At 67.5% G+C, this 22,965-nt stretch carries 24 protein-coding genes; 8 read left to right on the top strand and 16 right to left on the bottom strand.

From position 1 onward, the window contains the following. Positions 1-101: 101 nt before the first annotated feature. From panB to P0Y50_10140, 4 genes are read right to left on the bottom strand one after another with little or no spacing between them, the layout of a single operon-like run. On the bottom strand, positions 102-938 hold the full coding sequence (panB, locus tag P0Y50_10155) for a 3-methyl-2-oxobutanoate hydroxymethyltransferase (GenBank protein ID WEK38911.1): 837 nt from the start codon (positions 936-938) through the stop codon (positions 102-104). A gap of 58 nt (positions 939-996) precedes the next feature. Further along, positions 997-1,398 (bottom strand): hypothetical protein, encoded by a 402-nt coding sequence (locus P0Y50_10150; GenBank protein ID WEK38910.1) that lies wholly within the window; start codon positions 1,396-1,398, stop codon positions 997-999. Continuing rightward, a complete protein-coding gene (locus P0Y50_10145; protein WEK38909.1) occupies positions 1,388-1,942 on the bottom strand; it encodes a sigma-70 family RNA polymerase sigma factor in 555 nt (184 codons plus the stop codon). Before P0Y50_10145 ends, P0Y50_10150 begins: the two co-directional genes overlap by 11 nt. 26 nt (positions 1,943-1,968) lie before the next feature. After that, positions 1,969-2,367 carry a DUF6249 domain-containing protein gene (locus tag P0Y50_10140; GenBank protein ID WEK38908.1) on the bottom strand — a complete coding sequence of 133 codons (399 nt, stop codon included), beginning with the start codon at positions 2,365-2,367 and terminating at the stop codon, positions 1,969-1,971. A 172-nt stretch (positions 2,368-2,539) separates the two neighbouring features. Here P0Y50_10140 and P0Y50_10135 point away from each other — a divergent pair, with 172 nt between their 5' ends. Both P0Y50_10135 and P0Y50_10130 read left to right on the top strand, forming a co-directional pair. Further along, entirely contained in the window at positions 2,540-2,779 is a 240-nt protein-coding gene (locus P0Y50_10135; protein ID WEK38907.1) for a hypothetical protein, read from the top strand. Between the two features lie 7 nt (positions 2,780-2,786). Next, positions 2,787-3,596, top strand: coding sequence for an endonuclease/exonuclease/phosphatase family protein (locus P0Y50_10130; protein ID WEK38906.1), 810 nt, complete (start codon positions 2,787-2,789; stop codon positions 3,594-3,596). Here P0Y50_10130 and P0Y50_10125 read toward each other — a convergent pair. From P0Y50_10125 to P0Y50_10115, 3 genes are all read right to left on the bottom strand, one after another. Continuing rightward, on the bottom strand, positions 3,589-3,936 hold the full coding sequence (locus P0Y50_10125) for an ArsC family reductase (protein ID WEK38905.1): 348 nt from the start codon (positions 3,934-3,936) through the stop codon (positions 3,589-3,591). The genes P0Y50_10130 and P0Y50_10125 overlap by 8 nt on opposite strands. A gap of 986 nt (positions 3,937-4,922) precedes the next feature. Continuing rightward, positions 4,923-5,642 carry a hypothetical protein gene (locus tag P0Y50_10120; GenBank protein WEK38904.1) on the bottom strand — a complete coding sequence of 240 codons (720 nt, stop codon included), beginning with the start codon at positions 5,640-5,642 and terminating at the stop codon, positions 4,923-4,925. A gap of 63 nt (positions 5,643-5,705) precedes the next feature. Further along, on the bottom strand, positions 5,706-8,327 hold the full coding sequence (locus tag P0Y50_10115) for a TonB-dependent receptor (protein WEK38903.1): 2,622 nt from the start codon (positions 8,325-8,327) through the stop codon (positions 5,706-5,708). Between the two features lie 180 nt (positions 8,328-8,507). Between P0Y50_10115 and P0Y50_10110 the strand changes: the two genes are divergently transcribed. Together P0Y50_10110 and P0Y50_10105 are read left to right on the top strand one after the other, a co-directional pair. Continuing rightward, positions 8,508-9,455 (top strand): ATP-binding cassette domain-containing protein, encoded by a 948-nt coding sequence (locus P0Y50_10110; protein ID WEK38902.1) that lies wholly within the window; start codon positions 8,508-8,510, stop codon positions 9,453-9,455. After that, entirely contained in the window at positions 9,452-10,810 is a 1,359-nt protein-coding gene (locus P0Y50_10105) for an ABC transporter permease (protein WEK38901.1), read from the top strand. Before P0Y50_10110 ends, P0Y50_10105 begins: the two co-directional genes overlap by 4 nt. A gap of 207 nt (positions 10,811-11,017) precedes the next feature. On the opposite strand, the gene rpsU is transcribed toward P0Y50_10105, so the two are convergent. Beyond that, a complete protein-coding gene (gene rpsU, locus P0Y50_10100) occupies positions 11,018-11,260 on the bottom strand; it encodes a 30S ribosomal protein S21 (GenBank protein ID WEK41561.1) in 243 nt (80 codons plus the stop codon). 188 nt (positions 11,261-11,448) lie between these two features. Here rpsU and P0Y50_10095 point away from each other — a divergent pair, with 188 nt between their 5' ends. Next, positions 11,449-12,108, top strand: coding sequence for a COQ9 family protein (locus tag P0Y50_10095; GenBank protein ID WEK38900.1), 660 nt, complete (start codon positions 11,449-11,451; stop codon positions 12,106-12,108). 113 nt (positions 12,109-12,221) lie between these two features. On the opposite strand, the gene P0Y50_10090 is transcribed toward P0Y50_10095, so the two are convergent. Both P0Y50_10090 and purE read right to left on the bottom strand, forming a co-directional pair. Then, positions 12,222-13,316, bottom strand: a complete 1,095-nt coding sequence (locus P0Y50_10090) for a 5-(carboxyamino)imidazole ribonucleotide synthase (protein ID WEK38899.1) — start codon at positions 13,314-13,316, stop codon at positions 12,222-12,224. Between the two features lies 1 nt (position 13,317). Then, positions 13,318-13,809 (bottom strand): 5-(carboxyamino)imidazole ribonucleotide mutase, encoded by a 492-nt coding sequence (purE, locus tag P0Y50_10085; GenBank protein ID WEK38898.1) that lies wholly within the window; start codon positions 13,807-13,809, stop codon positions 13,318-13,320. Between the two features lie 176 nt (positions 13,810-13,985). Between purE and P0Y50_10080 the strand changes: the two genes are divergently transcribed. Then, positions 13,986-14,549, top strand: coding sequence for a GGDEF domain-containing protein (locus P0Y50_10080; GenBank protein WEK38897.1), 564 nt, complete (start codon positions 13,986-13,988; stop codon positions 14,547-14,549). A 25-nt stretch (positions 14,550-14,574) separates the two neighbouring features. Here the strand turns inward: P0Y50_10080 and P0Y50_10075 are convergent, their stop codons facing one another. Continuing rightward, a complete protein-coding gene (locus P0Y50_10075) occupies positions 14,575-16,380 on the bottom strand; it encodes an autotransporter domain-containing protein (protein WEK38896.1) in 1,806 nt (601 codons plus the stop codon). Between P0Y50_10075 and P0Y50_10070 the strand changes: the two genes are divergently transcribed. Continuing rightward, a complete protein-coding gene (locus P0Y50_10070; protein ID WEK38895.1) occupies positions 16,364-16,864 on the top strand; it encodes a hypothetical protein in 501 nt (166 codons plus the stop codon). The two genes, P0Y50_10075 and P0Y50_10070, sit on opposite strands and share 17 nt — an antisense overlap. Here P0Y50_10070 and serA read toward each other — a convergent pair. Further along, positions 16,861-18,753: a phosphoglycerate dehydrogenase gene (serA, locus tag P0Y50_10065; protein WEK38894.1), complete on the bottom strand. Its 1,893-nt coding sequence runs from the start codon at positions 18,751-18,753 to the stop codon at positions 16,861-16,863. The two genes, P0Y50_10070 and serA, sit on opposite strands and share 4 nt — an antisense overlap. A gap of 121 nt (positions 18,754-18,874) precedes the next feature. After that, positions 18,875-19,414 (bottom strand): hypothetical protein, encoded by a 540-nt coding sequence (locus P0Y50_10060; GenBank protein ID WEK38893.1) that lies wholly within the window; start codon positions 19,412-19,414, stop codon positions 18,875-18,877. A 200-nt stretch (positions 19,415-19,614) separates the two neighbouring features. Here P0Y50_10060 and P0Y50_10055 point away from each other — a divergent pair, with 200 nt between their 5' ends. Then, the gene (locus P0Y50_10055; GenBank protein ID WEK38892.1) at positions 19,615-20,538 is read left to right on the top strand and encodes an Hsp33 family molecular chaperone; all 924 of its coding nucleotides are present in this window, start codon (positions 19,615-19,617) and stop codon (positions 20,536-20,538) included. Between the two features lie 37 nt (positions 20,539-20,575). On the opposite strand, the gene phoB is transcribed toward P0Y50_10055, so the two are convergent. The 3 genes from phoB to pstB are packed head-to-tail and all read right to left on the bottom strand — an operon-like array spanning position 20,576 to position 22,964. Continuing rightward, positions 20,576-21,268, bottom strand: coding sequence for a phosphate regulon transcriptional regulator PhoB (phoB, locus tag P0Y50_10050; protein WEK38891.1), 693 nt, complete (start codon positions 21,266-21,268; stop codon positions 20,576-20,578). 20 nt (positions 21,269-21,288) lie between these two features. Further along, positions 21,289-22,014, bottom strand: a complete 726-nt coding sequence (gene phoU / locus P0Y50_10045; GenBank protein WEK38890.1) for a phosphate signaling complex protein PhoU — start codon at positions 22,012-22,014, stop codon at positions 21,289-21,291. Continuing rightward, positions 22,014-22,964 carry a phosphate ABC transporter ATP-binding protein PstB gene (pstB, locus tag P0Y50_10040; protein ID WEK38889.1) on the bottom strand — a complete coding sequence of 317 codons (951 nt, stop codon included), beginning with the start codon at positions 22,962-22,964 and terminating at the stop codon, positions 22,014-22,016. Before pstB ends, phoU begins: the two co-directional genes overlap by 1 nt. Position 22,965 lies beyond the last annotated feature (1 nt).

Below are 22,965 nucleotides of genomic sequence, written 5' to 3'. Positions count from 1 at the left end.
CCTGCTCGAAGACATCAACCACTGAAACGTCGCCCCAAAATCGCGAAATGCAAACCGGCGCGGACCCTAGAAGGTCGGCGCATGGGCCGCAACGTCGTCCGTTACTGCGACGCCGGCTTTTTCGAGAAGTAGGTCTCGACTTCGGCAGGAAAACGGCGGGTTTTCACATCGGCGGCGAATGCGGCGGCGGCGCGGTCGATCTCGGTGCGCAGATCGGCGTATTTGCGTACGAAGCGGGGCGTCCAGTCGAATATCCCCAGCATGTCGTTGACCACCAGCACCTGACCGTCGCAGGCGGACGAGGCGCCGATGCCGATGGTGGGAACGTCCAGCGTCTCGGTGATCTCGCGCGCCAGCGATTCCGCCACCCCCTCGATCACCAGGCAGAAGGCCCCGGCCTCGGCGGTCGCCCGCGCCTCGGCCAGCACCCGTTCGCGCTCGCCGTCGGTCTTGCCCTTGGCCTTGAAGCCGCCCTCGGCCAGGATCGCCTGAGGGCGCAGGCCGACGTGGCCCATCACCGGAATGCCGCGCTGAACCAGGAAGGCGACGATCTCGGCCAGTTCGATGCTGGTTTCCAGCTTCACCGCCTGGGCGCCGGTCTCCTTCATCACCCGCACGCAGTTGGCGTAGGCGACGTCCTTGCCCCCTTCGTAGGAGCCGAACGGCATGTCCACGACCACCAGGGCGCGCCGCGCCCCGCGCACCACCGCCTGGCCGTGCAGGATCATCATCTCCAGCGTCACGCCCACCGTATTGGGCAGGCCATGGACCGCCATGCCCAGGCTGTCGCCCACCAGCAGCACGTCGCAATGCGGGTCCAGCAGCGCCGCCATCGGCGCGTCATAGGCGGTCAGGCAGACGATCGGCTCGCCGCCCTTTCGCCCCGCGATATCGGGAACCGAGATCCGCTTCACGGTCTCCTGGGTCTGGATGGACATGCGGCGGGCCTCCTGTCTGAACGGGTCCAGATAGGCCCGCCCGCCGACGAAGTCACCTTCAGACGTCCTGCGACAGCCGCGCCGCCCCGGCCGCCAGCACGGCGACCATGGCGCCGGCCACGATCCAGAAGGCCAGCATCCCCGAACTGCCTGTCAGGTCCAGACCGCTCATGCCCAGGGCGTCCAGCCCGTTCTGCGCCGCGCCCTGGGCGGTCGCCGCCGCCGCCCGCACCCCTTGCGACAGGGTGGCGTCGCCCTCGGCGGTGAAGTTGAAGTTCACCCCTTCACGCACCGCCAGCACGCCCCCGACCAGGCCCGCCGCCGTCAGCGTCAGCGTGCGCCAGCGCGACCGTTTCTCCAGCCGCGCCTGCAGGGTGGCCAGAAACAGGGCCTCGTCGGCCAGCCGCTGCGGCCGCGCGAACAGCCGTTCGATGGCGGGATCGAATTCGTCAGCCGACATGCACCGACCTCCCGTCGCCTTGCGCCGGCGAAAGCCGGGCGCGGAGTTTATCCAGACCACGTTTGACATGGGATTTCACCGTTCCCAGCGGCAAATTCAAGGCTGCCGCGATTTCGGGGTGGGACATCCCCGCGCCGTGGCACAGGGAGACGCACACCCGTTCGGTTTCGTTCAGCGATTTCAACGCTTCGTCCAGGTCCATCAGCCCGCCGCGATCCACCGCGGCCTCGGCCTGATCGGCCTCCACCTCGGCGACGTAGCGCGCCTCCTTGGCGACCCGCTTCAGATAAAGCCGCGCGGCGATCTTCTTGATCCAGCCCGCGAACGTCCCCTGCCCCCGAAACTCTGAACACCGCTGGAATCCCTGAAGAAAGGCGTCCTGCGCCACGTCGTCGGCCAGGGACGGGGCCGCCCCCATGCGGCGCAGCAGCCCGCGCACCGCTGAGCCGTGCCGGCGGACCAGTTCGCCATACTCCCGCCGTCCGCCGGCGGCCGCCTGGGCCGCCAGCTCGACATCGTGGAAATCGCGCAAGGATTTGCTCATGACGCTCCCCCCCTCTCAGGCGAAGGTCACGCCTTGTTCGGGTTGAAGAAGCCCAGGACGATGAAGGCGATGCCGATGGCGATCGGAATGCAGGCGATGCCCAGCAGCGCGCCGGCGCCGTTGCCGCCCCAGACGTGGGTCGCCCCCTCCACCACGATGCCGAAGCCGGCGATGCCGACGCCCGCCGCCAGGCTCAGCACCCCCTTGCGGATGTCCTTGGTGCGCGACGGCAGGCTGCGCTCCACGTCCTTGGTCATCGCATCCAGCAACTCGGGCGGCAGCTCCAGCCCCTTGTCGACCGCCTGGCGCACCGTCACCTGCATGTCCCGCTTCTCCTTGTATTTCAGGAAGGTGGGGCCGAACACGATGGCGGTGATGGTGCCGAACACGGCGAAGATGGCGAAGATCGGAATGAAGTCGTCCATGACGGATGTTCCTTGAACCTGTGCAGCAGCCTGATGCGGCGGCCTTCTGACGACAAGAGGCTGCGGGATGCGAGGACGGATGCGCCGCCTTAGGTGAAATCTTCGTAAGGTCGCCGTTCCCGCCGCCGCCGGTTCGGTCTAGGGTCGCCCGTCAACCGCAGGAGCGCATCTCATGGCCCACGTCACCTATCGCATCGTCGAACATGACGGCGGCTGGGCCTATCAGTCCGGCGGCACCTATTCCGAAACCTTCGCCAGCCACGACGCGGCCAAGGCCGCCGCCGTCCGCGCGGCCCGCGAGCAGAAGGTGCCGGATCAGACCGCCGCCATCGAATACGAAACCGCGAACGGCGAATGGGTCACCGAAAGCGCCGACGGCCACGATCGCCCCAGCACGGACGTCGAGGGCTGATCCCGACGTGATCGCGCGCCGCACCCTGCTGGCCGCCGGGGCGTTCTCGCCGCTGGCGGCCTGCGCCACCGTCCCGACGGCCCGGCCCGGCCCCGAACTGAAGCTCGCCACCTTCAACATCTGGCACAATCAGGGCGACTGGACCGCGCGGCGTCCGCTGCTGATCGCGGCGCTGAAGGCGCAGAACGCCGATGTCATCGCCCTGCAGGAGGTGTTGCAGGACGCCGCCGTGGGGCTGGAGAATCAGGCGTCCATGCTGGCGCGCGAACTGGGCGGCTATCGCGTCGCCTTCGTCTCGACCGATCCCGAGGGCGCGCCCCGCCGCTACGGCAACGCCCTTCTGACCCGCCTGCCCGTCCTGGCCGAGGCCTCGACACGGCTGGAGCCGCTGGACGATTTCCGCACCGCCCTGCGTCTGCGCGTCTCGGTTCAGGGTCGCCCCGTCGATGTCGTCGTCACCCATCTGGCCTGGCAGGACGACGCCGGCCCCGTGCGCGCCCGTCAGATTGCGTCGCTGATGGACTGGCTGCCGCACGACGGCGCGCCCCTGGTCGTCATGGGCGACTTCAACGCGACCCAGGACGACCAGGGCCTGTCGGTCCTGACCGGCCCCCGGTTCTTCAGCGCCCTGCCGCGCGGATCGGTCGTCACCACCCTGAACCCGGCCAAGGGCCACCCGAACCGCGTCATCGACCACATCTTCGCCGAACGGTCGGCCTTCGCCCCCGTCGCGGCCCATCTGTTCGGCGATACGCCCACGAACGACGAATATCCGTCCGACCACTTCGGCGTGGCCGCGACGCTTCGCCTCAGCTGAAGGCCGCTTCGTAATCCTCGGGCTTGAAGCCGATCAGGCGACGGTCGCCCAGGTCCAGCACCGGCCGTTTGATCATCGACGGCTGGGCCAGCATCAGGGCGATGGCCTTGTCCCTGTCGATCCCCGCCTTGTCCGCGTCCGGCAACTTTTTGAACGTCGTCCCGGCCCGGTTCAGCACCGTCTCCCACCCGTGCTCGTCGATCCACTGGCCCAGCCGCCCCGCATCCGCCCCGGCCTTCTTGTAGTCGTGAAACACATAGTCGACCCCATGCTGCTCCAGCCAGACCCGCGCCTTCTTGACCGTGTCGCAGTTCGGAATGCCGTATAGGGTGTAGGTCATGGTTCCTCGGCGGATGTCAGCTTTTCGCTACCGCACCAATATCGCAAATCGACCTCTAGCGGACATCGAGAGCGACCACTCGTCGCCCCCCCCCTGGCTATCATCCGCTTTCAGCCGCGCCCGTAATACTGAGATCGCTCGATTGCTGATCTTTTAGTCTTGGGATCAGCTGAACAGGATACGAAGAACCGCCTCGAGTCCCGGCGACGTCTCGCAGTTAAGGATCAGGCGTCGAGACTGACCGTCCTTGATGATATCAAGAATGATGGGTGCCGCATCTAAGCATTCCTCGCCACTCAGGGGCTCGGGCCTTGCAAAAAGAGTAGGGTTCGAAAGCGCAGCGTCCAAGGCGATGGAGCCTTCGCGGGATAGCCGGACGCGCCGCATCCGAGTGTATACTCGGCGCTCTATCGTCCAGTGCACCGGCCCTCTTGTGGCGGTCGCCGTCTCCGGCGGCCCAAGCAAATCTCCGATCTCTGCTTCCAGCCGGTAGTCATGCGGAGAGGTTGCGCAACCGGCTACAAGGAAAGCGGCCACGAACAGCGCGCGGAGGTGACCAAGCTGAGGTATCCAGTTGCAGAAGATTGGCGCGCTGAGCACGTTAGAAAACCGCCATTGATACCTGGTGCATGCCACGCCTCATGTCTGCCTCCCACCCCTAACAGACAACGGCGACGACCGCTTTGCGGCTTCACCGCCAGCATGATCTGCGAGTTAAAACCTGGCGCGCACTGACATCGCGCTCAACCAACCACCCTATCGGGGTGAAAAATTTTCAGCGTTTCCAGCACCCTGACGCACAGCAGCGTCAATCGACCATACACGCTCAAAGATGCGGTATGATGTCGTCCGGTCTTTGACATCCTGGCGCGTCGAAATTGCACTTTCTTGCACATTGCACCTGTTTTCGGGGTGCAGTGCAATTTCGTCCGGCGACGATTTCAGACGAAGCGCACACTGTGCACTCTGTTTTTCGGCGCCCGCCTTCAGGCCATCAGACCGGCCAAAACCCCGATCGCCGCCATCAGCGCGCTTCCGACCATCATCATCGCGCTGATGGCCATCTGCAGGACCAGCCCCTTGCCGATCCCTGCGGCGACGCCGCGATACCAGCGCCCCCGCCCCATCCTGACGAAGGTCACGACGCCGAGGATGAACACGGCCACGCTGCCCATCATGGCCGCCGGCCCCGTGCCATAGATGAACCAGAACAGCGGCAGCATCGGCACGGTCCAGGCGTTCAGATAGGCGAAGGACGCGCGAAAACCCCGACGCCAGCCCAGATCCTCGGCGTCCCACCCGCGCACGAACGGCAGGACGGCCAGCGCATACAGCGGCGCCATCAGCGGCACGGTGACGAACGACATCCAGCCGTCGGCCGAGGCCATGAAGGCGTCCCGTGACTTGCCCGACTGAGCGATCAGCGACGTCAGCAGGTCGGGCGGCAGTTGATCCAGCATCCCGCCGATTCCGCCGCGCAGGAACACGATCAGCATCAGGATCGCGTTCAGCGCCAGGTACAGCTTCAGCGGCTTGGCGTAGACCCCGCCCCCGGTCGGCCCCTCGATCATCCAGGCCTGCAGCACCAGGCGCGGACGGATCAGCAGGTCCCGCGCCGTTCGCACATCGACCCCGCCGAAGCCCAGGGCGTCCTCGGACAGGTCTTTGAACGCCTGTTTGCGCGTCGTCTCGCCGTCGGTCGTCATGGATCGTCCCCTTGGAAGGGGATGCATACACCGCCCGATTGAGCGCGCAAACGCGCGACCGGCTCAGAACCGCTTGGTCAGCCCGACGCTGAACACCCGTCCGCGGGGATCGGCGACGACGGGATCATAGCCAAGGGCGAACTGGGCCAGGGGCGGCGCCTTGTCGAACACATTGACCACGCCCAGCGCCAGGTCGATGTCGGCGCCCAGGGTGCGGCTGAACAGCACGTCCGCCGTCGTCTGGCTGGCGATGGTCAAATCGGTGATCCCGCTGCGGTCATTGCGATAGCCGTCGGTATAGTGAACCAGCGCCGTCACCGCGTTCGCCCCCCCGCTCCAGCCCAGGGCGAACTCCCCGCGATTGCGCGGCAGGGACCGGCCGATATTGCTCAGATTGGTCGAGCCGACGCCCGAGACCCGGGTCGCCCCGTCGTTCAGGCGGATGTCGTAGCTGTCCACATAGGTCCAGATCGCCGACGCCGTCGCCCGGCCGCCCCACAGGTCGCGGCCATAGCGCGCCGCCAGATCCAGCCCTTGCGTCTCGATGGACGAGGCGTTGATGAAATACAGCTGCACGAAGGTCAGGGCGCCGCTGGCCGAGCGGGTGATGCGGCCTTGCGCCGGGGTTCCCGTCCGCCCCGCCGCCGTATCGGCCGCCGCCTGGTCGATGACGCCCTGCGCCGATTCCTTGACCACCTGGTCGGTGTAGTCGAACCGCCAGGCGTCCAGGCTGAACTCCAGCCCATCCAGCGGCCGCCACACGGCGCCCAGGCTCAGGCTCTCGGACTTCTCGGGCTTCAGCGCCGCATCGCCCGAGGTCAGGGTGTTGACGAAGACGAACGCCCCCCGGTCGAACACCGACGGCTGCGACGCCTGGGCGCCGGACTGGGCATAGACCGACGGCGCGCGGAACCCCTGCCCCCACGACGCCCTCAGCGCCAGGGCGTCGGTGACGTCCCATCGCACGGCGGCCTTGGGGCTGAACCGCCCGTCGCCGTCATAGGTTTCGTATCGGCCCGCCAGCTGCGCCTCGATCCGCTCGCCCAGATGGATGCGCGCCTCGGCGAAGGCGGCCAGCGCCTCCTGATGGCCTTCGAAGTCGGGCGAATAGCCGGCGGTCAGCAGGTCACCCGCATTGACCAGATCGCTCCAGTCGTGGCGGAAGCCGCTGCGCCGATACTGGGCGCCCAGCGCCACATCGACCGACCCGCCGTCCCATGCCAGGGCCTGACCGCTGGTCGAGGCGTCGGCCGTCGTCAGGGTCGAGGCCCCGCGCAGGCCCGTATAGCCGATCAGGCTGTCGATCAGGGCGGCGCTGTTGACCGTGCCGGCCCCCAGATAGGCGCTGCCGAACGGGTTGAAATACTGGCAGGCGCCGACGCCGGCCGCCCCCGTCGCCGGGTTGCAGCCCGCCCCGCCGAACCCGTTCAGGGCCCGCTGCAGCGCGCTGCCGATGGCGTCCGGCTTGTCATAGGCGACATGTTGGCGGCTGCTGGTCGCGGCCAGGCTCCAGGTCCAGCCGCCGCCGAACCGCCCGTCCAGCCCCGCCGACAGCCGCCAGGTCCGGTATTCGAAATCCGCCTTGGACGCCCCGGCCTCGGCTCCCAGCAACCGCCCGCGAAACAGCACCGCCTCGCCGAACGGATTGTCGGGATGCGAGGCCGGGACCGTCAGCGACTGGGCCAGGATCGGCAGGGACGGCGACTGACGCGCCACCGTCTGGGTCGACGACCAGGCCCCCTGCAACGACAGCGTCATGTCCCCGACCGGCCGGCGATAGTCGGCGAACGCCTGTGTGCGCGTCTCTTCGGGCGTCAGGTCGAAGAAGTCGGAATAGTCCAGCCGGCAGAAGCTGTCGGTCGGCGTATTCTTGTAGGCGCTGCCAAACGCCGGATCGCCACAGGCCGGGTCGGGCGAGAAGCCGTTGCGGCTGGGCCGGAAATAGGATCCCGGCTGGCCATAGCTGGTCACCGCCGTCCAGGCCGCCCGGCCATAGCGTTCGGCCTGGGTGAAGTCCCGCTCGTCCGAGCCCAGGGCCGACCGATGGAAATGCGACGCCGCCAGCGTCAGGGTCCCGCCCATCAGGTCAAACCCGCCGATGGCCTGGATCACGCTCTCTTCCGACCCGTCCGCCACGGCGTATTTGGCCGATACCTCGGGTCGGGCCACATCGTGACGGGTGATGAAGTTGACCACGCCCGCCACCGCGTCCGAGCCATAGACGGCCGAGGCGCCGTCCTTGACCACCTCGACCCGCTGCAGCGCGATCATCGGAACCAGAGAGTTGACGTCCACGAAGGCCGAGCCGTCCGTCGCCACCACGGCGCTGGTCGTCCAGCGCTGACCGTCCACCAGCACCAGGGTCGACCCCAGGCCCAGATTGCGAAGGTTGAACTGGGCCGTGCCCGAGCTTTGCGGCTGGTTCAGTTGATCGACCTGGGCTTCGGACCCGGAGTTGGCCGTGACCAGCCGAACTAGCTGCGATGCATCCGCAACCCCGGCCGCATCCATGATGTCGCGCCCCACCGTCTCCACCGGCGCGATCCGGCCTCCGCCCGCGATCCGAGACCCCGTGACCACGATGTCATCCACCTGGGCCGTCTTCTGATCCTGCGCCCGAGCGCCCGCGGCCGCCGCCAGCCAGGCCATGGAAACCGTCATCAGAAGGATTTTGCGCTGCGTCACTTGAAGGCTCCCCGCCATTGGCGACGGGCTTCTAGCCAGCGCCGGGGTTTTGCGAAAGCGTAATTTCGCAGTTTCGCAAATTCATCGAAACGATCCGGGCCATGATCTAAATGGCCCCGACCGCTGGCGTCCGACGCGCAACGCCCATAGGCTGACGCCCGGAACAGGGTCGGGGGCGATATGGCGGCGTTGACGCTGGAGAGCGTGAGCAAGCGGTACGGGGATTTCGACGCCGTTCGTGATCTGAGCTTTCAGGTTCGCAAAGGGTCGATCTGCGGGTTTTTGGGGCCCAATGGCGCGGGCAAGACCTCGACCCTGAGGATGATCCTGGGGCTTCAGCCTGCGACGTCGGGGCGGATCGAAATCCTCGGCGCCGCCGATGGGCGTCAGGTGCGCGACCGGATCGGCTTCCTGCCCGAGGAGCGGGGTCTCTACAAGAAGATGACGCCGGTGGAGGCCATCGCCTTCTTCGGCGCGTTGAAAGGTCTGCCCGCATCGGAAGGCCGTCGTCGCGCCAGGGTCATGCTGGAGCAGCAGGGGCTGGGCGCCGCGCAGAAGAAGAAGATGAAGGAACTGTCCAAGGGGATGGCGCAGAAGGTGCAGCTGATCGCCTCGGTCGTGCATCAACCCGAGTTCGTCATCCTGGACGAGCCCTTTTCGGGCCTGGACCCCATGAACCAGCAGGGGCTGGAGGCGATGATCCGCGACCTGGCGGCGGGCGGGGCCACGGTCCTGTTCTCGACCCATGTGATGCAGCACGCCGAACGGCTGTGCGACAAGGTGGTGCTGCTGGCGCGCGGTCAAAAGGCGTTCGAGGGCACGGTCGATCAGGCCAAGGCGACCTCGCCCCGTTTCCTCGATCTGGACGGCGCCATCGATGTGCGGGCGGCGGCGGCCCTGCCCGGCGTGACGGGGGTCGAGACCGTGTCCGAGCAGGACGGCGTGCGGCGCCTGAAGATCGCCCTGGCGCCCGGCGCAGCAGGTCAGGAGACCTTGAAGGCGGCCTTCCTGAACGGTCTGGACGTGCGCGGTTTCGCCCTGAAGGAGCCGACGCTGCATGACGCCTTCATCGGCCTGACCGGGGATCATCCCGACCCGATCGTCTCGCCGTCGGAGGCGGTCCAATGAAGCGCGCCCTGCTGATCGCGCGCCGCGAATATGTCGCCTACGCCAAGACGGTGGGCTTCTGGCTGTCGCTGCTGGCCTTCCCGCTGTTCGCCGTGCTGGGCGGGGACATTCCGCTGCTGATCCGTTCAGCCGAGCCGATCAAGACGGTGGCGGTGATCGAACAGGGTCCCGCCGCCACGGGCCTGGCCGCCACGGTCCGCGACGCGCTCCAGGCCGATCTGGACCGACAGAGCGAAAAGCTGCGCCTCGCCGCCGAAAAGAGACAGGCCGGGGCCGGCCGCGCCATGGCCTCCATCAGCGCGCCCAGGATTCGCCTGGTCGCCGCGCCGCCCGCCATCACCGACGCCACCGGCCCGGCGCGCGACGCCGCCATCAAGACCGCGCTGGACAAGCAGACGCCCGAGGCCCAGCGACTGGACGCCGTGGTCTTTCTGGATCGCATCGACGGCAAGCCCGCCGCCCAGGTCTGGACCGCCCGCGCCACGGACAACGACGTGTCCAGCTTCGTCCGCGACGCCCTGCGCGATGCGCGACGCAACGAACTGCTGAACGCGGCCGGAGTACCGCCCGCCGTGGCGACCGAAATCCAGACCTTCCGGCCAGAGGTGAAGTCCTTTTCGCCCAGCGCCGCCAGCGGGGCCGAGGTGTCGATGCGCGACCGCATCCCCTCCTTCGTCGGCCTGGGGGCCGGGTTCCTGCTGTGGTCGCTGGTCATCACCGGCGCCTCCATCCTGCTGAACAGCGTGATGGAGGAGAAGTCGAACAAGATCCTGGAGGTGCTGCTGTCCTCGGCCTCGGCGACCGAGATCCTGACCGGCAAGGTGCTGGGCGTGGCGCTGCTGACCCTGACGGTCATGGCGGTGTGGGGCGGGATCGGCGCCTCGACGCTGATGTCCGCCTCGCCCCAGGCGGCGGCCGGCATCGGCCAGGCGCTGATGCACGGCGGCCTGATCTTCTATTTCATCGCCTATATGGTCGGCGGATACCTGATGTATGCGGTGCTGTTCGCGGCCATCGGCGCCTTCTGCGAGACGCCGCGCGACGCCCAGACGCTGATGGGGCCGATCATGATGATCCTGGTCGTGCCCATCCTGGTCATGCAGATGGCCCTGACCAGCCCGGACGCGCCGGTGGTCAAGGTGCTGTCGTGGATTCCCTTCTTCACGCCCTTCCTGATGAGCGCGCGGGCGCCCAGCGATCCGCCGCTGATCGAGGTCGTCCTGACCCTGATCGGCATGTTCGCCACGGCGGCCTTCATGGTCTGGATCGCGGGCCGGGCGTTCCGCGCAGGCGCGCTGTCGGATGTGAAGCTGAGTTGGAAGACGTTCGCGCGGGCGGTGACGGGCAGGAGCTAGACGACGGCTTCTATTCCCCGTGGCGCAGCGATGGGGAGTTGGCGCAGCGTCGCTTGGGCCAGGGCGGCGACGCTTTGACAGCCCCTCCGCCACGCTACGCGCGGTCCCCCTCCCCGCTTCTCAGGGAGGAGATACGAAAGAGGCCGCCTCCTTTCGGAAGCGGCCTTTGATCTTGCGGCTTTTGCCTGATCCCTTGCGGGGCGGGTCTTAACGACCGCCGGGGACGCGCGGCTTCGGCGCGGGCAGCAGGCCCTCGCGTTGAGCGCGCTTGCGGGCCAGCTTACGGGCGCGACGGACGGCTTCGGCCTTTTGGCGAGCGCGCTTTTCCGACGGCTTTTCGTAATGCACGTGGCGCTTCATTTCACGGAAGCTGCCTTCGCGCTGCATCTTCTTCTTGAGGGCTTTCAGCGCTTGATCGACGTTATTATCGCGAACGAAAATCTGTACCAGGTTAAACTCTCCTTTGGCCGCCCGCCGCGTCCTGTGAGGGAGACGGGCGAACAAAATAAAATCGTCTTCCGAAGGCCGAGCCGTCGGATGAAGGCGCGCTGATACACGAGCCGCCCCTTCCTGTCCAGATCGTCGCGACCATTCTTCATGGCTCGAAACCGCCGGCCGACGGGCGTATGATCGCCGCCATGAACGATGCGACAGATTGGGCCGACCGGACCGAACAGACCGTGCTGGACGCCGCCATCGCGCGTGCGCCGGCCCTGGGCTGGAACGCGCGTCTGGTGCGCGAGGCGTGCGAGGCCAGCGGCCTGTCGCTGGGCGACGAGGAATTGTTGCTGCCCAACGGCGCGCGCGATCTGGCCGCCCTGCTGTCGCGCCGCCACGATTCGCGCGCCCTGGAGGCCCTGTCGGCCATCGACGGCCAGTCGCTGAAGATTCGCGAGCGAATCGCCCGCGCCGTGTCCGAGCGGATGGAGGCCGGCGCCGAGGACCTGGAGGCCGCGCGCCGCTGCGCCGCCTTCCTGGCCCTGCCCCTCAACGCCGACCTGGGGCTGAAGCTGGCGTGGGAGAGCGCCGACCATCTGTGGCGCTGGGCCGGGGACGAGGCGACGGACTGGAACCACTATTCCAAGCGAACCATCCTGTCGGGCATCCTGATTCCCGCCCTGACCATGCGCTGGTTCGACGGGCGCGAGGCGGCCGACGCCTTCGTCGCGCGCCGGATCGAAAACGTCATGGCGTTCGAGAAGTGGAAGGCCGGCAAGGACTTCGACGCGCCGTTCCGAAAGGTCGGCGAGGCGTTGAGCCGGATGCGGTATGGGGCACGGGATCAGACGGCGTCTTAAGTCCCCCCTTCCGTCATCCTCGGGCTTGACCCGAGGATCGGATTATCCGCCGCATCGCGCAGACGCACTCGATCCACGCCCGATCCTCGGGTCAAGCCCGAGGATGACGGAGTTCAGATCGAACCCAACACCCGGTTCACGTGGGCCATCTTGCGGCCGGGGCGGGCCTCGGCCTTGCCGTAGAGGTGCAGGCGTTCGTCGGACCTGGCTGAGAGCTTGCGCCAGTCCTCGACCTCGTCGCCCAGCAGATTGGTCATTTCGATGCGGGCGTGGGCGGTCGTGGGGCCCAGAGGCCAGCCCGTCACGGCGCGGATATGCTGTTCGAACTGGTCGCAGACGCAGCCGTCCTGGGTCCAGTGGCCGGTGTTGTGGACGCGCGGCGCGATCTCATTGACCAGAAGCACGTCGTCGCCCCCAGGAACGGGAATGTCGAACAGTTCGACGCCCAGAACCCCGACGTAATCCAGCCCGTCCAGAATCGCCTCGGCGATGGCGCGGGCGCGCCCTTGCGTCTTCTCGTCCACGGCGGCGGGGGCCAGGGTGGTGCGCAGAACGCCGCCCTCGTGACGGTTCTCGCCCAGCGGATAGACCGCCATATGGCCGTCCCAGTCGCGGGCGGCGATGACCGACAGTTCGCGCACGAAACTGGCCTTGGCCTCAAGAATGGCCGGACGGCCGCCCAGGCTTTCCAGCGCGGCGGGCGCGTCCTCGATGGCGTGAATCCAGACCTGGCCCTTGCCGTCATAGCCTTCACGGCGGGTCTTCAAGAGGGCGGGCAGGCCCAGGGTCGTCAGGCCGACGACCAGATCGTCCAGCGTATCGACGACGGCGAACTCGACCGTCGGGGCGCCGACGGCGTTCAGGAAGGTCTTTTCGTCCACCCGGTCCTGCGACACGCGCAGCGCCGTCGGCCCCGGCGCGACCAGAGCCCCCGCCTCGGCCAGCCGTTCGATGGAGGCGGCGGGCACGTTCTCGAATTCGAACGTCACGACATCGGCGGCGCGGCCCAACGCCGTCAGGGCGTCGGGATCGTCATAGGCGGCGACGATCTGGCGCGCCGAAACACGGCCGGCCGGGCTGTCGGCCTCGGGGTCCAGGATGACGACGTCGAAGCCCAGGCGCGACGCCGCCTGGCTCAGCATCCGGCCCAGCTGGCCGCCGCCGATGATGCCGAGGGTCGAACCGGGAGGAAGCGGAAGGCTGGGCAACTCAGTCCTCGACGGATTCTGCGACGGAGTCGGTCTGGGCGGCGCGGAAGGCGGTCAGGCGTTTGGCCAGGGCCTGATCCGACAGGGCCAGGATCTGCGCGGCCAAGATTCCGGCGTTGGCGGCGCCCGCCTCGCCGATGGCCAGGGTCGCGACCGGCACGCCCGCCGGCATCTGCACGATGGACAACAGACTATCCATGCCCTTCAGGGCCTTGGATTGCACCGGCACGCCCAGCACCGGCAGGTCGGTCATGGAGGCGGCCATGCCCGGCAGGTGGGCGGCGCCCCCGGCCCCGGCGATGATCACCTTGTATCCGGCGGCCTTGGCGCCGGTCGCGAACTCGACCAATCGCTGGGGGGTGCGGTGGGCGCTGACGACCTTGGCCTGCCAGGCGACGCCCAGTTGATCCAGGCGATCGGCGGCCAGTTTCATCGTCGGCCAGTCCGAACGACTGCCCATGATGATCGCCACCGGGGTTTCGGAAGTCGCCATGTCTGCAAGGCCCCTCGCGGAAAGGCCGCCCGTTACAGCACCGACGGGGCGCCCGCAACCGCAAGCCGGCGGTTTCCGACGCGCGGCGGCTTCAATGTCGCGGAATCACGCTCTACCATCCCTCGACCCTGCGTGACGCCTTGAGTGAGTCGCGCGACCGGAGCCTTTCCTGCGCCGTGACCGACGTGGCCGAACACGACCTGACCGCCGAGATCGCGCGCCTGCGACTGGAGCTGGACGCCTGGAAGTCGCGCGCCGCCGCCGCCGAGGCCGCCGCCGACCACGATGTGCTGACCCCCGCCCTGAACCGTCGCGGCTTCGTGGCGGCGTTGCAGCGGACCATGGCCTATTGCCAGCGGCACGGCGTGCCGGCGGTCCTGCTGTATCTGGACATGGACGGGTTCAAGAGCGTCAACGACCGGCTGGGCCATGCGGCGGGCGACGCCGCCCTGGTCGCGGTCGCGCGTCTGTTCCTGGCGAACCTGCGCGAATCGGATGCGGTGGGCCGGATGGGCGGCGACGAGTTCGCGCTGCTGATGCTCAACGCCGGGCTGGACGAGGGCCGGGCCAAGGCGCGTCAGCTGGCAGAGGCGTTGCAGACCGAAGGCTTCGTCTGGCAGGGCCAGAAGACCCAGCTGGGCGGCTCGTTCGGCGTTCGGGCCTGGGACGGCCATACCGACGCCGAGGCCTGGCTGTCCGAGGCCGACGCCGCCATGTGGGTGAGGAAGAAGGGACGCTGAACGCGCCCCTCCCCGCCCCGCCGCCTTACAGCGGCAGTTTCAGCTGGATGCCGCCCATATGGCTGTCGGCGTGGTCGCCGAAGCGGCCGCGGTAGCCGACCGTCACCTTGACCGGCCCGACCGCGCCCTCGACGCCTGCGGACGCCAGGAACTGGCCGCCGAACGGATCGTCGATCTGACGCGACAGCACCTGGGCCGGATTGTTGTAGAGGCCGACGCGGACCGGGTCGGAACTGTCATCCAGCGCATCGCGATAGCCGCCTTCGGCGAACAGGCCGAACCGGCCCATCTCGGCCTCGGCGCGCAGGGCGACCTCGCCGGTCAGGGCCTTCACCGTGCGGTCGCCATACTGATACTGGGCCGCGACGCCCTGTTCGTAATAGCCGTCCACGTCGCTGGAGACATAGGCCAGGGCTGCGCGGGGCGACAGGGCGACGCCGCCCATGTCGAACCACATCCCGCCCTGCAAGCGCGCGCCGGTGCTGAGCGCGCGGGTGTCGGCCGTATGGACGATGGGCGCCAGGCTGGTGGTGCGCTTGATGTCGTCGATATTGTCGCGCGCCACGCCGACGGCGGCGTTGACGAACACGTCGCCCGAGCGCCAGCCGCCATAGACGTCCAGGCCGAAGCTTTCGACGTTGAACTTCAGCGCCTGGCTGTCGACGTCGGTGTTGCGCGCCGTTCCGGCCAGGCCGAAGCGCCAGTTCTCCGAAGGCCCCGCCTCCAGAGCGATCCGCCCGCCCCAGCCGTCGCTGGACGCGCTGGTGATCGGGCCGCGCGCGTCGGTCTTGACGTTGTCGATCAGGACGGCGGTGGTGACGGCCACGCCCGCCTGCCACGGCTGACGCCCCGACAAGGCGTCGCTGGCGGCGTCCAGCGCATCCTGTCGGTGGCGATAGGTGGTCTCGCCCTGCAGGGTCGATTGGGCGCCGATGTCGCCGTAATAGAGGTAGTCGGTCGCCAGTTGAGCGATGATCCGATGCCCGGCCGCCGTCGGATGCACGCCGTCGAAGTAGAAATAGCTGTCGGGGTTCGAACAGACCGTCGCCCCGTTGAAGCAGGGCTGGGTGATGTTGGTGATGCCGAACAGGCCCGGATTGGCGGCCAGGGTGTCGCCGACCTTGAACAGGTCCATCATGATGATGTTGCTGCCCGGCTGCGCCGCAGCCGTGGTCGTCAGCCCGGTCTGAAGGGCCGTGTTGAACGTCGTCACCGCATAGTCGGCCAGGGGCGCGGCGGCGGTTCCCCGGAACTGGGGCGTCAGGCTGAGCTTGGGCAGGTTCGTGACCAGGATGGTCCCCGCCCCGGCGCCCGCCACGCTGTTGACCAGGGTGTTCACGTTGGCGGCGGCGCCCGTGACGACGGGCGTGATCGCCGCGACGGGGCTGGCCGAAGCCCCAGCAGCGGGCAGGCCCTGGAAGATGTCGTTTGCGCCGCCCAGCACGCTGACCAGATCGGTCGAGCTGAACCGTCCGCCCGCGGCGGTGTAGCGCGACAGCTGGTTCAACATGCCGAACGGCACGCCGGTCGACGCGTCCGTGCGCGACCCGCCGAAGGCGTAGTTGATGCTGCCGGTCACCGAGCCGTTGAAGTTGGCGGCGTTGAAGCCCAGCAGCTCGACGAAGGTGCGTCCGCTGGAGAACCGGCCCTGGTAATAGGGCGGCGCTGGCGGCTGCGTCCCGCCAGAGATCAGATACAGATTGCCGTTGTCGCTGAGGCTGTCGCCGAACACGACGAGGCGGTTGTAGGTCTGGGCCGAGGCCGATCCTGCGAAGGCGCAGGCGGCGAGCGCCAGTGCGGCGACGGCGCCGCCGGTGAGAAAGCGTGACATTGATCCTCCCAAGGCCGTCATGCATCGCGGCCGTTGCGTGGAGGATGCGCCAGTCAGCGCAGAGCGCAAGATGCCTTTACGTCAGCCTTCGGAAGAAAAATCCTCGCGCGATCATATAACAGCGTCATCCTCGGGCTTGACCCGAGGATCGGGACATCCGCAACTCAACATTGATGAGCAACCGTCGGCCTCTTATCACCAACTACATCGAGGCCAGCCGCCTTCCAAGGCTTCGCCAGTCGATATGGGTGCGGAATGCTCGTCTGGTGCGTTCGTCACCGCCGCGACACGCCGCGAGAAGGCGCTGGAATACTGGGATCACGTCTGGAAGCTTGAACTGATCGAGCGAACCAATTCCGATTGGGTCGACCTGTTCCCTAGTCTGTGCGGCTGGGCGCCCGATCCTCGGGTCAAGCCCGAGGATGACGGAGAGGGAAGCGTGGCTGCGTTTCTCGCAAGCCTGGATGGAACCGCAAATCCCTAATGCAGGGTGCGGAACTTCAGCGTCCCCGGCACGGTCTTCAGCGCCCGCAGGGCTTCCGGGTCATAGTCGCGATCGACGTCGGTGATGACGTAGCCGGTGCGCTCGTCGGTCTTCAGATGCTGGCCCAGGATGTTCAGGCCGGCCGACGCCAGGGCGCGGTTCAGCTCGGCCAGCACGCCCGGCTGGTTCCTGTGGATGTGCAGGATGCGGTGCGCGCCCGACACATCAGCCAGCTGCACGTTCGGCAGGTTGACGCTGAAGGTGGTGTCGCCCCGGTTCAGATAGCCCAGCAGCCGCTCGGCCGCGAACTCGGCGATGGCTTCCTGCGCCTCTTCGGTCGAACCGCCGATGTGGGGCGTAAGGATCATGTTCTTCAGCCCCTGCAGCGGGCTTTCGAACGGATCGGCGTTGGTGCGCGGCTCCTCGGGGAAGACGTCCACGGCGGCGCCGGCGACCCGGCCCGATCCGATGGCCTGCGACAGGGCGCCGACATCGACCACATGGCCCCGCGACAGGTTCAGGAACAGCGCCCCTTCCTTCATCCGCGAGAACTGGGCGGCGCCGAAGATGGCGCGGTTCTCCTTGCGGCCGTCGACATGCAGGGTCACCACGTCGCTTTCGGCCAGAAGCGCGTCCAGCGACCGCATCCGCCGCGCATTGCCCAGCGCCAGCCGCTCCGACAGATCATAGAACAGGACCCGCATCCCCAGGTTCTCGGCCAGGACCGACAGCTGGCTGCCGATGGCGCCATAGCCGACGATGCCCAGGGTCTTGCCGCGCAGTTCCTTTGATCCCGTCGCCGACTTGTTCCACTGGCCGACGTGCATGGCCGCCGACTTGTCCGGCACGTCGCGCATCAGAACGATCGTCAGTCCGATGGCCAGCTCCACCACCGAACGGGTGTTGGAATAGGGGGCGTTGAACACCGCCACCCCGTGATCGGAGGCCGCATCCAGATCGATCTGATTGGTGCCGATGCAGAAGGCGGCGACGGCCATCAGCTTGTCGGCCTCCTCCAGCACCCGGCGCGACACCGTGGTCTTGGAGCGGATGCCCAGCACATGGACGCCCTTGATGGCGGCGATCAGATCGTCTTCGTCCAGCGCGCCCTTGACCGTCTCGACCGTATAGCCCGCCTCCTCCAGCCGCTCGACCGCGGCGGGGTGGATGTTTTCCAGCAGAAGCATCTTCATGCGGCTGCGCGGAAAGGACCAGCGGCCGGCCAGCCCCTCGGCGTGCAACACCTCGTCCAGCGAGCCAGCCTCGGCGTCGGCGACCGCCACGACCCGCTCGCGCCGTGCGACCTCCGTAAAGGCGTAGAAGGTGTCGGCCGCGCCGGCGATCTTGACCTCGGCGTCGTTCCAGCCGTCGCCGATCATGACGACGCGCCCCGACAGGTTCAGGGCATGGATAGCGGCGGGCTTGCCGTTGTCGTGCGACAGGGGATTGGCGTCGTCGACGCCCGTAACCCGCCCCTCGGCGTCATAGATCAGGTCGTTGCACAGCACGCGGTCGGGCGACACGCCCAGTTCCTGAGCCACGGGCGCGATCACGTCGCGGAAGCCGCCGGAGATGATCTGAATCTTGCCCGCGTTCTGCTGGAAGAAGTTCAGATTGCGCCGAACCGACGCCGTCAGCCGATCCGGTGCGGTCGCGGCCAAAGCCTGCACATGCTCGCGGCTGAGCGGCAGAAGCGCCAACCGCTGGCGCAGCGCCTGGCCGAAATCCAACGCCCCGGCCATCGCCTTGTCCGTCAGCGACCCGATCTGGGCGCGGATCGCATCGGCGTCCGGCGCCCCGGCCAGGGCGATGTCGGCCAGGGCCTCGAGCGTCTCGAAATCGACCAGAGTCGAATCGAAGTCGAAGATCAGTGTGGGGCGTGTCGTCATGGGCCGCGTCTTAGCGGCCTTCGCGCCCGCAGCATAGCCAAGCCGTGCTGATGATTGCGCTCAGCTACGCTTAAACCATGCCGCCCGACAGGGATTTCACCTCCCGGGCGGCATGACTATGTCAGAAACGCACGATCCGGCGCACGCGGCTGTCCGGCCGGCGGCTTTCCAGAACCGCGGCGCCGACGGCGGCGGCGATGGTGGCCACGGCCAGCAAGGCTCCGCCCTCGCGCGCGTGATCGCGGGCATAGGAACCGGCGTCATCCGCATAGCGACGCACGGTCTTGCCATGCTTCTTCGCCGCCTTCTTTGACCCCTTGCGAGCGGCGCGGAACCATTCGTCGGCGCGGTCACGGGCGTCATAGGCCACGTCGGCCGCACGGTGACGGGCTTCGCGCGAGAAGTCGCCGGCCTGTTCGCCGACCTCTTCCGCCCGATGACGGAAGGCGTCTACGGCGTCGTGGAAACGATCGCGCAGTTCGGCCGTATCCACCCATCCGCGCGGGTCGATACGGGTCTTGATGCGCTGATAGCGGGTCGGGCCCGTGCGCTGGGTCAGATAGACGACCGCCGCCGCGCCGAGCACCAGGGCGGCCAGGCTGCCGGCCGTGATGCCGGGATGTTTGCGAATTTCTTCAATCGGATCGATGTCGCGGATCATCGGCGGGACCTTTTCCTCGGAATGGGGTGACAGGCGAAGCGACGGCTCCGCTTGTTGGAAAAGAGCGAACCGCGCCGAAAAGGGTTCCGTCGCGCGCATGTCGCAGGATGCGAACGCCGCGCCGGATCGCCCCTTATCAACAGCCGCCCGGGCGCCTACATAGCCGCGATCCCGAAATGACGTCGCCAAAGGACCCTGCCGTGACCGATCACGCGCCCCAATCTCCTATTTCCGACGATCTGGCCGCCGCCTTCCAGATCGAGGGCTGGCCCGTGCGCGGTCGCCTGGTTCGCCTGGGCGCCGCCATCGACAAGATCCTGGCCGCCCACGCCTATCCCGAGCCTGTCGCCGCCCTGCTGGGCGAAGCCTGCGCCCTTGCGGCCCTGATCGGCTCAAGCCTGAAGTTCGAGGGCAGGCTGCTGGTCCAGGCCCAGGGCGACGGCCCCGTGCGCTATGTCGTCGCCGATTATGGCACCGACGGCTCCCTGCGCGGCTATTGCCGCTATGACGAGGCCGAGGTGGCCGAGGCGTCCAAGGGCTTCGCCCGGCCCGGCGCCCGGTCGCTGCTGGGCCAGGGCGTCTTCGTCATGACCCTGGATCGCGGCCCGGATTTCGAACGGACCCAGGGCATCACCCCCATCGAGGGCGAAAGCCTGTCGCTGGCGGCCGAACACTATTTCCAACAGTCCGAACAGGTGCCGACCAAGGTGCGGCTGGCGGTCGGCCAGGTCGAAACCGAGGCGGGTTCGCAATGGCGCGCCGGCGGGGCGATGATCCAGATCATCGCGGGCGACGAGACGCGCGGATCGACCGAGGATGTGTGGGACCGCACGCGCGCCCTGTTCGGCACCCTGGCCGACGACGAGCTGATCGACCCGACGATCTCGCCCGAGACCCTGCTGTTCCGCCTGTTCCATGAGGATGGGGTGCGGCTGGAAGGCGCGCGAGAGCTGACGGCCGTGTGCCGTTGTTCACGCGACCGGATCGCCTCGGTCCTGGCCTCGTTCGATCCGGCGGAGCGCGCCGACATGCTGGAGGATGACGGCAAGATACACGTGACGTGCGAATACTGCGCGACCGTCTATGCGCTGGACCCCGACGACGTGGTCGCCGAACAGATTTGAACGAAAAAGGGCGGCTCCTGGAGCCGCCCTTTCTATTTTAGCCTTCCAGATCCAGCGAATAGCCCGCGGAGCGGACGGTGCGGATCGGATTTGCGCTGTCGTCGCCGATGGACAGGGCCTTGCGCAGGCGGCCGACGTGGACGTCCACGGTACGGGCCTCGACATAGACGTCCGAGCCCCAGACTGCGTCCAGCAACTGCTCGCGGCTGAACACCCGGCCTGGATGCTGCATGAAATGGTCCAGCAGGCGGAACTCGGTCGGCCCCAGATGGACCTCCTGGCCCGAACGCTTCACCCGATGCGACACCCGGTCGATGATGATGTCGCCGTGGTTCAGCCGGTCGTCGGCCAGGCCGGGACGGATGCGGCGCAACACGGCGCGAATGCGGGCGATCAACTCGACCATCGAAAAGGGTTTGGTCAGATAGTCGTCGGCGCCGGTGTCCAGGCCCCGCACCCGATCGCTTTCCTCGCCGCGCGCGGTCAGCATGATGATCGGCAGGTTGCGGGTCTCGGCCTTGCCCCGGATGCGACGGCAGACCTCGATGCCCGACAGCTTAGGCAACATCCAGTCCAGCAGGACCAGATCGGGCTGACGCTCGTCGATCAGAAGCATTCCCTCCTCCCCTTCTGCGGCGACGGTGACGTCGTAGCCTTCCTTCTCCAGATTGTACTGAAGCAGGGTCGCCAGCGCGTCCTCGTCTTCCATCACAAGGATATAGGGCTGCACGTCGGGTCTCCGGTCTCGGGTCAGTGCGTGGAAAGGTTCGGCGTGGGATCAGTGTCCTCGGCCGTTGGCTGGGCGCGCGGGCGTTCGCCCACGATGTCGTCGCCGGTGATCTCGTAGTGGACGGTTTCGGCGATATTGGTCGCGTGGTCGCCGATCCGCTCCAGGTTCTTGGCCATGAACAGCAGATGGGTGCAGGCGCCGATCATGCGCGGGTCGCCCATCATATAGGTCAGCAGTTCACGGAACAGGGCGTTATAGTGTTCGTCGACCTCGTCATCCGTCTGCCAGACGGCGACGGCGCGATCCAGCTCCGACGCCGTATAGGCGTCCAGCACATCGCGCAGCCGGGTCGAGACCAGCCGGCCCATCCGCTCGATGGAGCGTGTCAGGGGCTGCATCGGCTCGCTGTCGGCCAGGATCAGGGCGCGCTTGGCGATGTTCTTGGCCAGATCGCCGGTGCGCTCCAGATCGGTGGCGATCTTCATGGCGCCCAAGGTGCGGCGCAGGTCGCTGGCGACCGGCTGGCGCAGGGCGATCAGGCGGATGGCCTTCTTCTCGACGTCCCGGTGCAGGGCGTCCAGCTTCAGGTCACGCTCGACCACCGCGCGGGCCAGGGCCACATCGCGACGGGCGACGGAGTCGATGGCGTCCGCGACCTGGGCCTCGGCCAGACCGCCCATGCGGGCGATCTCGGCCGTGATCTGGTTCAACTCGTCGCCGTAAGCCTTGACCGTGTGCTGGTTCATTAGCCGAAGCGTCCCGTGATATAGTCCAACGTGCGGCGTTCACGCGGGTTCTGGAAGATGTCTTCCGTATCCCCGGTCTCGATCAGACGCCCCATGTGGAAGAAGGCGGTGCGTTGCGACACGCGCGCGGCCTGGGCCATCGAGTGGGTGACGATGACGATGCAGAACCGTTCGCGCAGTTCGTCGATCAGTTCCTCGATCCGCGCCGTGGCGATGGGGTCCAGGGCCGAGCAGGGCTCGTCCATCAGGATGACTTCGGGGTTCACGGCGATGGCGCGGGCGATGACCAGACGCTGCTGCTGACCGCCCGACAGGCCCATGGCCGAAGACTGCAGGCGGTCGGCGACCTCTTCCCACAGACCCGCACGCTTCAGGGCGCTTTCGACCACCCCGTCCATCTCCGACTTGGCCGAGACCAGGCCGTGGATTTTCGGCCCATAGGCGACGTTTTCATAGATCGACTTGGGGAAGGGGTTCGGACGCTGGAACACCATGCCCACGCGGGCGCGCAGCAGCACCGGATCGATGGAGCGGTCGTTGATGTCCTCGTCGTCCATCGCGATCCGGCCCGTGACCTTGGCCCCGGCGATGGTGTCGTTCATGCGGTTCATGGTCCGCAGGAAGGTCGACTTGCCGCAGCCTGACGGGCCGATCAGGGCCGTGACGGTCTTGTCCGGGATGTCCAGCGAGACGTCGTAGAGCGCCTGCTTGCCTTCATAGAAGACCGAGACATCGCGGGCGGCGATCTTGATGGGGCCCGTCGGCGGGGTGTCGACGACGGTCGAGGCCGTGACGGGCGCAACATCGTCCACGCGCGGTTCGGCGCGCGCGGCGTCGGATGCGGGCGCGACCTCAGGCAGGACCTGGCCGCCCATGCGCGGCGTCTGGGTCGGATCGACCGGGCCGGCGCCCGTCTGGTCTTCGGCGGAGCGGAAAATACGGAATTTCATT

It is taken from the genome of Candidatus Brevundimonas colombiensis (assembly GCA_029202665.1).
GTDB classification, from domain to species: domain Bacteria; phylum Pseudomonadota; class Alphaproteobacteria; order Caulobacterales; family Caulobacteraceae; genus Brevundimonas; species Brevundimonas colombiensis.
Note: the sequence above shows the minus strand (reverse complement) of the source record. Positions and strands in the feature narration are given on the sequence as shown.

What these genes read in the sequence shown, in the direction of transcription:
- P0Y50_10105 (WEK38901.1), top strand. Translation starts at nt 9,452, where the DNA reads ATGAAGCGCGCCCTGCTGATCGCGCGCCGCGAATATGTCGCCTACGCC.
- P0Y50_10120 (WEK38904.1), bottom strand. Translation starts at nt 5,642, where the DNA reads ATGACGACCGACGGCGAGACGACGCGCAAACAGGCGTTCAAAGACCTG.
- P0Y50_10145 (WEK38909.1), bottom strand. Translation starts at nt 1,942, where the DNA reads ATGAGCAAATCCTTGCGCGATTTCCACGATGTCGAGCTGGCGGCCCAG.
- purE (WEK38898.1), bottom strand. Translation starts at nt 13,809, where the DNA reads ATGGCGACTTCCGAAACCCCGGTGGCGATCATCATGGGCAGTCGTTCG.
- phoU (WEK38890.1), bottom strand. Translation starts at nt 22,014, where the DNA reads ATGAACCAGCACACGGTCAAGGCTTACGGCGACGAGTTGAACCAGATC.
- serA (WEK38894.1), bottom strand. Translation starts at nt 18,753, where the DNA reads ATGACGACACGCCCCACACTGATCTTCGACTTCGATTCGACTCTGGTC.
- P0Y50_10095 (WEK38900.1), top strand. Translation starts at nt 11,449, where the DNA reads ATGAACGATGCGACAGATTGGGCCGACCGGACCGAACAGACCGTGCTG.
- P0Y50_10060 (WEK38893.1), bottom strand. Translation starts at nt 19,414, where the DNA reads ATGATCCGCGACATCGATCCGATTGAAGAAATTCGCAAACATCCCGGC.
- P0Y50_10140 (WEK38908.1), bottom strand. Translation starts at nt 2,367, where the DNA reads ATGGACGACTTCATTCCGATCTTCGCCATCTTCGCCGTGTTCGGCACC.
- P0Y50_10135 (WEK38907.1), top strand. Translation starts at nt 2,540, where the DNA reads ATGGCCCACGTCACCTATCGCATCGTCGAACATGACGGCGGCTGGGCC.
- P0Y50_10110 (WEK38902.1), top strand. Translation starts at nt 8,508, where the DNA reads ATGGCGGCGTTGACGCTGGAGAGCGTGAGCAAGCGGTACGGGGATTTC.
- P0Y50_10125 (WEK38905.1), bottom strand. Translation starts at nt 3,936, where the DNA reads ATGACCTACACCCTATACGGCATTCCGAACTGCGACACGGTCAAGAAG.
- P0Y50_10150 (WEK38910.1), bottom strand. Translation starts at nt 1,398, where the DNA reads ATGTCGGCTGACGAATTCGATCCCGCCATCGAACGGCTGTTCGCGCGG.
- P0Y50_10075 (WEK38896.1), bottom strand. Translation starts at nt 16,380, where the DNA reads ATGTCACGCTTTCTCACCGGCGGCGCCGTCGCCGCACTGGCGCTCGCC.
- pstB (WEK38889.1), bottom strand. Translation starts at nt 22,964, where the DNA reads ATGAAATTCCGTATTTTCCGCTCCGCCGAAGACCAGACGGGCGCCGGC.
- panB (WEK38911.1), bottom strand. Translation starts at nt 938, where the DNA reads ATGTCCATCCAGACCCAGGAGACCGTGAAGCGGATCTCGGTTCCCGAT.